General features: G+C 76.9%; 10 protein-coding genes and 1 pseudogene. 7 read left to right on the forward strand and 4 right to left on the reverse strand.

Annotated elements, in window-relative coordinates; all coding sequences use genetic code 11:
* The first annotated feature begins 185 nt into the window (after positions 1–185).
* The gene (locus tag ABWK59_RS29570) at positions 186–1736 is read left to right on the forward strand and encodes a sigma-70 family RNA polymerase sigma factor (RefSeq protein WP_354643700.1); all 1551 of its coding nucleotides are present in this window, start codon (positions 186–188) and stop codon (positions 1734–1736) included.
* 40 nt (positions 1737–1776) lie between these two features.
* Here ABWK59_RS29570 and ABWK59_RS29575 read toward each other — a convergent pair whose 3' ends face one another.
* Positions 1777–3270, reverse strand: coding sequence for an SDR family oxidoreductase (locus ABWK59_RS29575; protein ID WP_354643701.1), 1494 nt, complete (start codon positions 3268–3270; stop codon positions 1777–1779).
* A gap of 306 nt (positions 3271–3576) precedes the next feature.
* Between ABWK59_RS29575 and ABWK59_RS29580 the strand changes: the two genes are divergently transcribed.
* From ABWK59_RS29580 to ABWK59_RS29605, 6 genes and pseudogenes are all read left to right on the forward strand, one after another.
* Positions 3577–3963: a zf-HC2 domain-containing protein gene (locus tag ABWK59_RS29580; RefSeq protein WP_354643702.1), complete on the forward strand. Its 387-nt coding sequence runs from the start codon at positions 3577–3579 to the stop codon at positions 3961–3963.
* Positions 3960–5288, forward strand: coding sequence for an NAD(P)/FAD-dependent oxidoreductase (locus tag ABWK59_RS29585; protein ID WP_354643703.1), 1329 nt, complete (start codon positions 3960–3962; stop codon positions 5286–5288). Before ABWK59_RS29580 ends, ABWK59_RS29585 begins: the two co-directional genes overlap by 4 nt.
* A gap of 74 nt (positions 5289–5362) precedes the next feature.
* Complete coding sequence (locus ABWK59_RS29590) at positions 5363–6151, forward strand: DUF1365 domain-containing protein (protein ID WP_354645148.1); 789 nt, start codon at positions 5363–5365, stop codon at positions 6149–6151.
* Complete coding sequence (locus ABWK59_RS29595) at positions 6148–7455, forward strand: class I SAM-dependent methyltransferase (protein WP_420492870.1); 1308 nt, start codon at positions 6148–6150, stop codon at positions 7453–7455. Before ABWK59_RS29590 ends, ABWK59_RS29595 begins: the two co-directional genes overlap by 4 nt.
* Positions 7452–7916 (forward strand): annotated as a pseudogene (locus tag ABWK59_RS29600) (DUF1295 domain-containing protein); the annotation flags it as partial. The gene ABWK59_RS29595 and the pseudogene ABWK59_RS29600, both read left to right, overlap by 4 nt.
* Before the next feature lie 107 nt (positions 7917–8023).
* Positions 8024–9352, forward strand: coding sequence for a cryptochrome/photolyase family protein (locus tag ABWK59_RS29605; protein ID WP_354643704.1), 1329 nt, complete (start codon positions 8024–8026; stop codon positions 9350–9352).
* Positions 9353–9434: 82 nt separating this feature from the next.
* Here ABWK59_RS29605 and ABWK59_RS29610 read toward each other — a convergent pair whose 3' ends face one another.
* From ABWK59_RS29610 to ABWK59_RS29620, 3 genes are all read right to left on the reverse strand, one after another.
* Positions 9435–10541: a flavin-containing monooxygenase gene (locus ABWK59_RS29610; RefSeq protein WP_354643705.1), complete on the reverse strand. Its 1107-nt coding sequence runs from the start codon at positions 10539–10541 to the stop codon at positions 9435–9437.
* Entirely contained in the window at positions 10538–10894 is a 357-nt protein-coding gene (locus tag ABWK59_RS29615; RefSeq protein ID WP_354643706.1) for a tetratricopeptide repeat protein, read from the reverse strand. The genes ABWK59_RS29610 and ABWK59_RS29615 overlap by 4 nt, the downstream gene beginning before the upstream one ends.
* A gap of 128 nt (positions 10895–11022) precedes the next feature.
* Positions 11023–12783 (reverse strand): response regulator transcription factor, encoded by a 1761-nt coding sequence (locus ABWK59_RS29620; protein WP_354643707.1) that lies wholly within the window; start codon positions 12781–12783, stop codon positions 11023–11025.
* Positions 12784–12840: the final 57 nt, after the last annotated feature.

The raw sequence follows: 12840 nt of genomic DNA on the forward strand, positions 1-12840 counted from the left end.
TCGGGGGCGAACCCGGGCCGTCCGCGGGCCGTTCGCGCACCGGGCCGCCGATCGCCGCTTGCGGGGCGGGAGTCGGGGCGTGGCACACTGGCGCGCATTCCGGCTGCGAACCCGGCGGTACCCACCGCGGGTGTGTCCGGCATGCCCCGTGACCGGACCGGTCCGCGGGTGGAACGGGAGCAAGGTTGAGCACACTGACGACGGCCCCGCGGTCGGATCTCGCCGGCCTCGGCGACGCCGAACTCTCCGCGCTGCTGAGGGAGTCCGGCCGGAAGGCCGGGCCCGCCGTGCAGGGGGTGATGGGCGAGGTGTTCGCCCGGCACCACAAGGCCGTCCTCGGCTACGCCCGTACCTGCTGCCGGGACGCCGCCACCGCCCACGACCTCGCCGCCGAGGCGTTCGCCCGTACGTACCAGGCGGTCGCCTCCGGGGGCGGCCCGCAGCACGCCTGGCGGCCGTACCTGCTGACCTGCGTCCGGCACATCGCGGTGGAGTGGGCCCGCGACGGCGCCCGGACCCGGCTCTCGGACGACTTCGAGAGCTGGGCCGACTCGCTTCCCGCCGGCCAGGACGTCGAAGGTGCCGTGCTCGCCGCGGAGGAGGGCTCGCTCGTCCTGCGCGCGTTCCGCTCCCTGCCCGAACGGTGGCAGGCCGTGCTGTGGCACGCCGTGGTCGAGCGCGAGCCCGCCGCCGCGACCGCCCGGCGGCTCGACATGACCGCCCGGGGCGTCGGCTCGCTGGCCGCCCGCGCCCGCGAGGGGCTGCGCGAGGCGTACCTGCGCGCCCACCTCGACCAGGCGGCGAGCGAGGAGTGCCGCCACTTCGGCGGCCGGTTGGCCGGCGCCATCCGCCGCCCGGACCGGCGCGCCGACCGCGACCTCGCCCGCCACCTCCAGGACTGCGCCGACTGCGCCCGGGCGGACCGGGACCTGCGCGACCTCAACGGCCGCCTCGGCGCGCTGCTTCCGGCGGGCCTCCTGCTCTGGAGCCCCCACGTGCTGTGGCCGGCCGTCAGCGGGCACGGCGCCCAACTCGCCGGCGCCAAGCTGATCGCGACCAAACTGGGGGCCGCGCGGCTCGGGACGGCCAAGGCGGTGTGGACGGCGGCGGTGGTCGCCGGCGCGACGGTCTCCGTCGTGGCGCTGCTGCCCTCCCCGGACCGCACCCCCGACCGCGGCGCCCCGGCCCCCGCCGACGTCCCGGCCGCCGCCTCGGCGTCCGCCGGTCCGGAGGCGGCCACCCCGGAGCCGTCCGGACCGAGCCTGGTCCCGGCCGTCTCCGGCACCGCGAGCCCCACGGCCGCCCCGCTGCCGCCCGGATCCCGGACCCTGGTCAACCGGATGACCGGCCTGTGCGCCCAGGCCGACCCCGGCGGCGCCCTCGCCGTCCGCGCCTGCGACGGCGGGGCCGCCCAGGCCTGGCAGCCCGTCACCGTCGGCACCGGCCTCCAGTTCCGGAACATCGGCACCGGACGCTGCCTGAGCAGCGGCGGCAGCACGGCCGACCAGGCCCCGCTGGTCCAGGAGGACTGCTCGCGCGGACGGCAGGCGCAGCTGTGGACCACCTGCCCCGAGTTCGACGGCCTGCTGATGAACGCCGCCAGCCACCTGTACCTCGGCGTGAAACACTGGCCCAAGGCCGACCACGTCGGCGCCGGGGACCAGGTGACGCAGAGCCAGAACTACTACGGCAGCCCGGCCTTCCGCTGGCAGCAGCGCCCGGTGGGGGCGTCGTAGGAGTCGCGCCCCGGCTGCGAGGCTCATGGCTGACGAATCGTCAGGATTCCTTCAGGGCACGATCGGTGATGTTGCGGGCCATGCCGCCGAAGACGGCCGCGTGGAAGGGGGCGACCGACCACCAGTAGGCGTGGCCGGCGAGGCCGTGAGGGTGGAAGAGGGCGCGCTGGCGGTAGCGGGATCCTCGGGGCCCGTCGGGGGAGACGGAGAGTTCGAGCCAGGCGAGGCCGGGCAGGCGCATCTCGGCGCGCAGCCGGAGCAGCCGCCCGGGCTCGATCTCCTCGACCCGCCAGAAGTCCAGCGAGTCGCCCACCCGGAGCCGGGCCGGGTCGCGCCGGCCCCGGCGCAGCCCGACCCCGCCGACCATCCGGTCGGCCAGGCCCCGCAGGGACCAGCCGAGCGGGAAGGAGTACCAGCCGTTGTCGCCGCCGATGCCCTCGACGACCCGCCAGAGGGCCTCGGGCGGTGCGGCGACGCGGCGTTCGCGGATGTCCTCGTACAGGCTGCCGCCGGCCCAGTCGGGGTCGGTGGGCAGCGGGTCGCTGGGGGCGCCGGGCAGCGAGGCGGAGGACCAGCGGGTGCTGACCTCCGCGTCCCGGATCCGCTTGAGCGCGAGCCGGACGGCCCGGTCGAACCCGATCACGCCGTCCGGCGGGTCCGGCACGTACCGGGCGATGTCGTGCTCGGTGCAGACCACCTCGTGCCGCAGCGACTCCACCAGCGGCCGGGCCAGCGCGCCCGGCACCGGCGTCACCAGCCCGACCCAGAGGCTGGAGAGCCGGGGCGTCAGCACCGGCACCGGGATCACGATCCGCCGGCGCAGACCCGCCACCGCGGCGTACCGGAGCATCATCTGACGGTACGTCAGCACCTCCGGTCCGCCGATGTCGAAGGCCCGGTTGACCTCGGGCGGCAGCAGGGCGGCGCCGGTCAGGTAGCGCAGCACGTCCCGGACGGCGATCGGCTGGATCCGGGTGCCGACCCAGCTGGGCGTCACCATCACCGGCAGCCGTTCGGAGAGGTAGCGGAGCATCTCGAAGGAGGCCGAGCCGGAGCCGAGGATCACCGCCGCGCGCAGCTCGACGGTCGGGACGCCGCTCTCCCGCAGCAGCCGCCCGACCTCGGCGCGGGAGCGCAGGTGCGGGGAGAGTTCGGCGTCGGGGACGCCGGGCGGGTTGAGGCCGCCGAGGTAGACGATCCGCCGGACGCCGGCTCGGGCGGCCGCCGCGCCGAACGCCCGGGCGGCGTCCCGGTCGCGGCGCTCGAAGTCCGGCCCGGTGCCGAGCGAATGGATCAGGTAGTAGGCCACGTCCACGCCCGTGAAGGCCCGCTCCAGGGTCTCGGGCCGGGTGACGTCCCCGGTGACGGGCTCGACCGCCGCCCGCCAGGGGTGGTCGCGCAGCCGTCCGGGGTCGCGGACCAGGCAGCGCACGCCGTACCCGGAGGCCAGCAGCTCGGGTACCAGCCGGCCGCCGATGTAGCCGGTCGCACCGGTCACCAGGCAGGTGAGCCGGTCGGATGTGGGCTCGGGCATCGCTCTTCTCCGGATCGGTCGGCGGGCGGTTCGGGTCCGACTCCGATGATCGTCCCCGGCGCCGCCCGCGCCACCACCACCCCCGGGGGCGTGTCGCCCGCCCCGGCCGGTACGGAGGGCGGCGGCCACCCCGTTTTCGGAGCGGCCGGCCGGACGGATGGGCACCGGGCCGGCCCGGGGTCCGGCGGCCGGGGCCATCCGACCGGGGACCCGCTCCGAAGAGTCGCCGAGTCCGTTCCCGCCACCGTCCCGTTCCCGGTGGTCCCGCCCGCCGGTGCGGGACACGCCCCGTCCCGGAGGCCGCCCATGTCCGCCCCCAGCCCGCACGTGCTCACCGGCGCCTACGCCGTCCACGCCCTCGCGGAGCCGGAGCGGGCCGCGTTCCAGCGGCACCTGGCCGTCTGCCCGGACTGCGCCCGGGAGGTGGCGGGGTTCGAGGCGGTGCTGGCGCGGATGGCCGCCGCCGAGGCCGTGGCGCCGCCGCCGGGGCTGAGGTCCCGGGTGCTGGCCGCGATCGTTCCGAGCCTCCCCGCGGAGGGCGGGCCCGGTCCGCCGCGCCGCGCCGCACGCCCGGACCGGGCCCCACGGCGGCCCGACCCATCCGATCGGCGGAGGGCTCCGAATGCGCGGTGGAAGCCAGGATGCGGCCCCGTCCGAGGGACGGGGCCCGGCGAAGGAGGGGCCCCGCCATGACCTTGCCCGGTACCGTCTCCCCGACCGGAGAGCGGTCGCGCGGCGGCCCGCGGCCGCGCCACGTGGCGGTGGTCGGCGCCGGCGTCGCGGGCCTCACCGCCGCGTACCGGCTCGCCCGGGCCGGAGTGCGGGTGGAGCTGTTCGAGGCGGACGGACGGCTCGGCGGGCACGCCCACACCCAGCGGGCCGCCGGCCCGGACGGCCGCGAACTCCCGCTGGACACCGGCTTCCTGGTGCACAACGAGCGGACCTACCCCCATCTGGTGAGCCTCTTCCGGGAGTTGGGCGTCCGGACCCGCGACAGCGAGATGAGCATGTCGGTCCGGTGCGAGGGCTGCGGCCTGGAGTACGCCGGCGCCCGCGGCCCGGCCGGCCTGCTCGCCCGGCCCGACGTGCTGCTGCGCGGCCGCTACCTGCGGATGCTCGCCGAGGTGCCGCTGTTCCACCGCCGCGCCCGGCGGCTGCTCGCCGAACCGGAGGCCGGCGACCCCACGCTCCGCGAGTTCCTCCGCCGCGGCGGCTTCTCCCCGTACTTCGTCAGCCACTTCATGACGCCGGTGGTCTCCGCCGTCTGGTCCTGCGCCCCCGACCTGGCCGGCGACTACCCCGCCCGCTACCTGTTCGCCTTCCTGCACCACCACGGGATGCTCGGCGTCACCGGCTCGCCGACCTGGCGCACCGTGGTCGGCGGCTCCCGCACCTACGTGGAGCGGATCGCCGAACGCCTGGACGCCGTCCACCGGGCGGCCCCCGTCCGCGCGGTCAGCCGCCACCCCGACGGGGTCACCGTGGCCACCGAGGACGGCCGCCGCACCCGGGCCGACGCCGTGGTCGTCGCCACCCACGCCGACCAGGCCCTCCGCCTGCTGGCCGACCCCACCCGCGCCGAACGCCGGGTGCTCGGCGCCTTCCGGTACTCCCGCAACCCCACCGTGCTGCACCGCGACGCCTCCCGGCTGCCCCGCGCCGTCTGGGCCCGCGCCTCCTGGAACTACCTGATGTCCGGCTGCCACGGCCGCGCCGAGGGCGTCCAGGTCAGCTACCACCTCAACCGCCTGCTCGGCCTCGACGTCCCCGAGGACTACCTGGTCACCCTCAACGAGGACCGCCACCGCCCCGTCCCCGAACGGCACGTGGTCGCCCGCACCGTCTACGAGCACCCGGTCCACACCCGTGAGACCGTCGCGGCCCAGCGCCTCCTGCCCGAACTCTCCACGGGCAGAACGGCGTTCGCCGGGGCGTACCACGGCTGGGGGTTCCACGAGGACGGCTGCCGCTCCGGGGTCGACGCCGCCCGCAGCCTCCTGGGGGTGCTCGCGCCGTGACCGCCGACCGTCCCGCGCCGCAGCTCGCCGCGCCCGACCCACTGCCGGACTCGGTCGACCCACGGCCCGACCCGCTGCCCGGCCCCTGGGGCGCCGCCCTGTACGACTGCCGGATCACCCACGTCCGCACCACCCCGCTGCGCCACGCCTTCCGCCTCCGCACCCCGCTCTGGCTGGTCGACCTCGACCGCCTGCCGCCGATCCCCGCCGTCCTCCGCCCGCTCGCCCGCTTCCGGGCCGCCGACCACCCCGGCGACCCCGCCCGCAGCCTGCGCCGCAACCTCGACGACTACCTGGCCTCCCAGGGCGTCCACCTGGACGGCGGCCGGGTGCTGATGCTGACCCAGGCCCGCTCGCTCGGGTACGTGTTCAACCCGCTCACCGTCTACTGGTGCCACGGCCCGGACGGCCGCCCGGTCTGCACCGTCGCCGAGGTGCACAACACCTACGGCGCCCACCACCGCTACCTCCTCCGCCCCGACCGGCAGGGCCGCGCCGAGGCGCCCAAGGAGCTGTACGTCTCGCCGTTCTTCCCGGTCGACGGCCGGTACCGGATGTCGCTGCCGGAACCCGGGCCGCTGCTGCGCCTCACCATCCACCTCGACCGCCCGGGCGGCCGAGCCTTCACCGCCGCCGTTTCCGGGGAGCGCAGCCGGGCAGACGCCCGCACGCTGGTGGGGACCGTCCTCCGTCACCCGTTCGCGACCCGCGCGGTCAGCCTGCGGATCCGCCTCCAGGGCATCCGGCTGCTGCTCCGGGGCCTCCCGGTCCAGCCCCGCGGGACCGCCCCGGCGGCGGCCCCCGCGGACGACCCCGCCCGGACCCCGGACCCCGCCGCCCACCAGGAGGTGCCGACCCCGTGACCCTGCACGCCGCGCCCACCCGGCCCGTCCCGGCGGGATCCGGGCCCCCGCACCCCCGGATCGATCCGCTGCGCTGGCCCGACGTCGCCCGCGTCCCCTACGCCCCGCTGCGCGCCGCGGCGGCCCGGGCCCTGCTGCGCCGCGCCGCCCGGCAGCGCGGACTGCGGGTGGTCCTCCCCGGCGGACGGCCGCTGCTCCCCGCCCCGCCCGGCGCCCCGGAACTCCGGCTGCACCGCCCCGGCCACTTCCTGCACCGGGTCGGCGCCGGCGGCCTGATCGGCTTCGGCGAGTCGTACCAGGCCGGCGACTGGGACTCGCCCGACCTGGTCGCGCTGCTCAGCGCCCTCGCCACCGCCCCGGACACCCTCGTCCCGTCCGCCGCCCGGCGGCTGCGCCCGCTCTACGTCCGCCGCCCGCCCGCCGACCGGCTGGCCACCCCCGAGCAGGCCCGCGCCAACATCCGGCACCACTACGACCTGTCCAACGACCTCTTCGCGCTCTTCCTCGACCCGACCATGACCTACTCCTCGGCCGTCTTCCCCACCGACCCGGACGGCCGCCCGCAGGCCGCCTGGACCACTCTGGCCGCCGCCCAGCACCGCAAGATCGACCGGCTGCTCGACCTCGCGGACGTCCGACCGGGCTGCCGGCTCCTGGAGATCGGCACCGGCTGGGGCGAACTCGCCCTGCGCGCCGCCGCCCGCGGCGCACGGATCGTCAGCCTCACCCTCTCCGCCGAGCAGCAGGCCCTCGCCCGCACCCGGATCGCCGCCGCCGGGCAGTCCGACCGCGCCGAGGTCCGGCTGTGCGACTACCGCTCCGCCGAGGGGCAGTACGACGCCGTGGTCAGCGTGGAGATGGTCGAGGCGGTCGGCCGGCCCTTCTGGCCCGCCTACCTCACCACCCTGGACCGGGTGCTGGCTCCCGGCGGCCGGGTCGCCCTCCAGGCCATCACCATGCCGCACGACCGGATGCTCGCCACCGCCGACACCCACACCTGGATCCTCAAGTACATCTTCCCCGGCGGCCTGATCCCCTCCCTGCGCGCCCTCGCCGACACCGCCGCCGAGCACACCGCGCTGCGCCTCACCGACAGCCACGGCTACGGCCCGCACTACGCCGAGACCCTCCGGCTGTGGCGTGAACGGTTCACCGGCCGGGCCGCCGAGGTCACCGCGCTCGGCTTCGACACCGTCTTCCGCCGGATGTGGGAGCTCTACCTCGCCTACTCCGAGGCCGGGTTCCGCACCGGCTACCTGGACGTCCGGCAGCTCCTGCTGACCCGGCCCGGGGCCGCCGCATGAACCCCGGCGCCTTCGCGGTCAACCTGGCGGCCACCCTCGCCGTCGCCCTGGCCGTCATGCTGGCCGCCTTCGCGGTCGGCCTGCGCACCGGACGGCACCGCGGCGTCGACGTCGCCTGGGGCCTCGCCTTCGCCGCCCTCGCCCTCACCGGCCTGGCCCTCTCCGCCGGGTACGGCGACGACGGCCGCCGGTACCTGGCCACCACCCTGGTCGTGCTCTGGGGCCTGCGGCTGTCCGCGCACATCCTCCTCCGGTCCCGCGGCACCGGCGAGGACCCGCGGTACGCGCGGATGCTCGCCCGCGCCCCCGCCGGACACCGCACCGGCTACGCCCTGCGCACGGTCTACCTGCTGCAGGCCGGGATCCTCTGGTTCGTCTCGCTCCCGGTGCAGGCCGCCCAGTACCTGCCCGACCCGCTCGGCCCGACCGCCTGGGCGGGTACCGCGCTGTGGGCCCTCGGCTTCCTCCCGCTCCCGCCTCGCCGCCCCTCGAACCCCGTCCGACCGCGCACCGAGAACCGCTAGTCCACCTGAGACCGACCCCGTCCGACCCGAAAGCCCCGCACCCCATGACCGTCGCCATCGCCCTGTTCACCCAGGACCTCCGCCTGCACGACAACCCCGTGCTGCACGCCTCCCACGCCGCCGCCGAGGAGGTACTGCCGCTCTTCGTCCTCGACCCCGACGTCGAGGCGGCCGGCTTCGCCGTCCCGAACCGGCTCGCCTTCCTCGCCGACTGCCTCACCGACCTGGACGCGGCGCTGCGCCGGACCGGCGGCCGGCTGGTGCTGCGGCGCGGCCGGGCCGCGGAGGAGACGGCCCGGCTGGCCGACCGGCTCTCCGCCGGTTCGGTGCACGTGGCCGCCGGGGTCAGCGCCTTCGCCCGGCGCCGCGAGGAGGACCTGCGCGACCGGCTCGGCGACCGGCTCACCGTCCACGACCGCTCGCTCACCGTGGCCGCCCCCGGCACCCTCACTCCGGTCGGCAAGGACCACTACGCCGTGTTCACCCCGTACTTCCGCGCCTGGCAGCGGACCGACCGGCGCACCCCGCTGGCCGCGCCACGGTCGCTGCGCACCCCCGACGCCGTGGAGAGCCTGCCGATCCCCGAGGTCCGGCCGTCCTCGCCCGGCCTGCCCGGCGGCGGCGAGACGGCGGGCCGGGCGCTCTGGCGCCGCTGGTCGGTGGACCGCTACGCCGAACTCCACGACGACCTGCCCGGCGACGGCACCTCGCGGCTCTCCCCGTACCTGCACTTCGGCTGCCTCTCGGCGACCGAGCTCGCCCACCTCGCCGAACGCCGCGGTGGCGAGGGCGCCGAGGCGTTCGTCCGGCAGCTGGCCTGGCGCGACTTCCACCACCAGGTGCTCGCCGCCCGGCCCGCCGCGGCCGGGGACGACTACCGTTCCCGGGGCGACCGCTGGCGCCGGGACGAGGAGGAGTTCGCCGCCTGGCGGGAGGGCCGCACCGGATTCCCGATCGTGGACGCCGGGATGCGGCAACTCGCCCACGAGGGCTGGATGCACAACCGGGCCCGGCTGCTGACCGCCTGCTTCCTCACCAAGACGCTCTACCAGGACTGGCGGACCGGCGCCCGGCACTTCCTCGACCTGCTGGTGGACGGGGACGTGGCCAACAACCAGCTCAACTGGCAGTGGGTGGCGGGCACCGGGACGGACACCCGGCCGAACCGCGTGCTCAACCCGCTGGTCCAGGCCGACCGGTTCGACCCGGACGGGACGTACGTCCGGCGCTGGGTACCCGAGCTGGCCGGCATCCCCGGCCGCGCCGTCCACCGCCCCTGGCACCTGCCCACCCCACCCCCGGACTACCCCGCACCCATCGTCGACCCCGAGCACCTCACCACCCGCCTCCGCCACGCCCGGGGCCTGGACTAGCACCCCGGGGTGCCCGTGCGCACCCGGCCAGCCACACCAGGGACACGATCGGCCAGCCCCCTGGGGCCGGCCGTGTGCGTCGTCAGACGGTGGCCGGGGTGCGGTGGGGGACGGCGTGGGTGCGGGCGGTGATGTGTTTGGCGACGATCTCCGCGTCGCGCCCGGCGCCGCCGATCAGCATGGAGCTGAACGCCCGCTGGAACGACAGCCCCGCGAAGTACAGCCCGGGGGCGTCCAGCGCCACGCCGTTGTGCTCCACCGGCCAGCCGTCGGCGCCGATCACCGGCAGGTCGATCCAGCCGAAGTCCTGCCGGAACCCGGTGCACCAGACGACGTTGGAGACCTCGACCACGCGCCCGTCCGCGAGCAGCGGCATCCCGTCCCGCACCCCGGTCATCCGCTCGGTCACCCGTTCCACCCCGCGTGCCTCCAGGTCCGCCGCCCTGACCCGCAGCAGCGGTCCGCCGTGCATCCGGACCTCGGGCTTCATCTTCCGTCCGACCGGCGTGGCGTTGGAGAGCACGTGGTTGGCCAGCTGCCAGAGCACCGGGAACACCGTGCGGGTGGTGCGGGCCTCCAGCCGGACCGGGATCTGCCCGGTGGCCCGACCGCACAGCACGGTGGCGTGGCGTTCGGCGACCTCGTACGCGACGTCCGCGCCGGAGTGCGAGGCGCCGACCACCAGGACCGGCCCGTCCAGCAGCTGGTCCGCGTTCTTGTACGCGCAGGAGTGCAGTTGCCGGACCCGGGGGTCCACCTGTTTGGCGAACGGCGGGATGTACGGCCCGCGTCCGAAGGTGCCGGTGGCCACCACCACGTTGTCGGCGTGCAGGTCGCCGTGGTCGGTGAGGACCAGATAGCCGGTGCCGTCGCGGGTGAGCCGCGAAACCCGGGTGCCGCCGCGCACCGGGAGCCGGAACCGTTCGGCGTACGCCTCCAGGAAGTCGGCCACCTGGTCCTTGCCGGGGAAGGACCAGCCGGGGGCGGGGAACCGCATCCCGGGCAGCCCGTCGTACCGGGCCGGGCTGTAGAGCCGCAGCGAGTCCCAGTGGGAGCGCCAGTTGTCGCCGATCCGCTGGCTGGCGTCGAGCAGGACGAACTCGTGGCCCCGCCTGGCGAGGTGGTAGCCGGTGGCGAGTCCGGCCTGGCCCGCGCCGATGATCACCGTCTCGACTCGTTCCGTGGTCATGTCTCCTCCTCCGCGCGGTCCCGCGCGAGCAGCGCGAGGGACCGCGTCAGCAGTCGTTCGGCCTCCGCCAGCCGGCCGCGCGCGGCGCAGGCGGTGCCCAGCGCGTTCAGCGGGAGGGCCAGCCGGCGGTCGTCCGGGCCGTACGCGGCCTCGTAGATCCGGACGGCGTGGCGCAGCGCCTCCTCGGCGCGGGCGTGCTCGCCGACGGCCTCCAGCCGGGTACCGAGCGCCACGGCGGCGTCCGCGGACCCGACCGCCCCGGAGCCGGTCGCCGGTCCCCCGGCCGTCCCGGAGCCGGTCGCCGGTCCCCCGGCCGTCCCGGAGCCGGTCGCCGGTCCCGTGTGCTCCGTCATCGCCGCCTCCCGGATGATCCCGGCCGGTGTCTCCTCAGGTCCCCCGGTCCCCGGTTCCGGCCCGGTTCCGACGCTAGTCGCGCCGCGCGCCGGCCGCGTCGGCAGAACGTCGCAACCCGTCGGCCCGGTCATGGGTGGTTCTGCGCAGTCCCGGCGCCCGGGGCGGCGTGCACCAGCCCGTGTTCGTAGGCGTACGCGGTGGCCGCGGTGCGCGAGCCGACGCCCAGCTTGGCGAGGATGTTGCCGACGTGCCGGGCGACGGTCTTCTCGCTCAGGTACAGCTCGCGGGCCACGGCCTGGTTGGTCCGCCCGGCGGCGACCAGGCGCAGCACCTCCACCTCCCGTGCGGTGAGCCCGCCCGGGCGGGCGGCGTCGGGCGGTGGGCCGGCCCCGGAACCGGCCCCGGAGCTGGCCCCGGAAGCGGCCACGGGATCAGCCGCGGGATCAGCCCCGGAACCGGCCGGGAGCCGCAGGGCGGCGGCCCGGAGACGGTCGGGCTCGGCACCGAGGGCGGCGAAGACGGCGAGGGCGGTGTCCAGCTCCACGGCCGCGGTGTCCTCGTCGCCCAGCGCCCGGCAGGCCAGTGCCACCAGCACCCGGGCCCTGGCCGCCTCGTACGGGACGTCCAGCTCCCGCCAGTGCCGCCAGGCGGCGCGGGCGGCGGTCAGGGCCCCGGCGGGGTCGCCGGCGGCGAGGCGGACGGCGGCGGCCGCCTGGTCGGCGTGCGCGAGCAGGGCGGTGCGGTGGTGGTCCCGGGCGGTGGCGGCCAGCTCCTCGGCGCCGGCCCGGGCCGTCTCCGGGTCGTCGACGGCCAGCGCGATCTCCACCGAGGCCGGGAGCAGCACGGCCCGGGCGAGCCGGTCGGAGGTCTCGGCCAGGGCCCGCCGGATGCCGGCCGCGGCGGCCTCCGGCCGGTGCTCGGCGAGCCGGAGCAGGGCCAGCCCCGGCTGGGTGTCCTGGCCGTACCCGGCACAGCGCCGGTACGCCTCCGCCGCGGCCGGCCGGTCGCCGCGCAGCCGGTGGATCTCGCCCAGCTGGTAGTAGGCGCCGCCGGCCAGGAACTCGCCGAAGCCCTGGGTGAGCCGCTCGCAGGCGGTGCGCGCCTGGACGGCCGCCCGGGGCCAGTCGCCGACCAGCCGCAGCAGCTCGGAGCGGTGGATCAGGCAGATCCCGGAGTAGCCGCCGCCGAACTGCGGGTGGGCGTCGGCCCAGCGGTCCAGGGCCTGGGTCCACTCCCGGGCCCGGCGCAGCTCCTGGAGCTCCTGGCAGGCGGAGATCACCATGCAGTACACCCAGCCGGTGATCCGGGCGGAGGTCTCGCCGGCGGTCACCGCCACCATGGCCTCGTCCAGCAGGGCGAGCCCCTCGGTGACCCGTTCCTGCCGGATCCGGGCCCGGCCCTGGAGCTGTCCGGCCAGCGCCGCCAGGTCGCGGTCGCCGAACCGGACGGCCAGCTCCCGGGCCCGGGTGCCCAGGTCGTAGGCGGCGGCGAAGTCCTCGTCGCGGAACCGCTGCTCGGCGTCGGGGAGCAGCAGCCAGCCGGCCTCGGCACAGGGCGGCGCCGACCCGGCGAGCCGGGCGGCCCGGGTCAGCCAGCCGCCCGCGTGCGCGAACTCGCCCAGCATGGTCAGCATCTCGGCCAGCCAGAACGCACACCGCAGCGCCCCGGGCACGTCCTCGGACTCCACCCGCGCCAGGTACGCCCGCTGCAGCGCCTCGGCCGCCACCGTCCCACGGCCGAGCAGCGCGGCGGACTCGGCGTACGCCTCCAGGTCCGCGCACCCCAGCGGGGTGGCCCGGTCGGCCCCGGCGAAGGACTCGCAGGCGTCACGCCATGCCTGGCGGTCGTACGAGCGCCTGGCGGCGGTGAGGGCGGCGGCCGAGTCCATTGCGCCTCCCGGCCTGCGGGGAGCCGGTCAGCACCATTACACCGCTCGCCGGCCCCG

Source organism: Kitasatospora sp. HUAS MG31, assembly GCF_040571325.1.
GTDB lineage: Bacteria > Actinomycetota > Actinomycetes > Streptomycetales > Streptomycetaceae > Kitasatospora > Kitasatospora camelliae.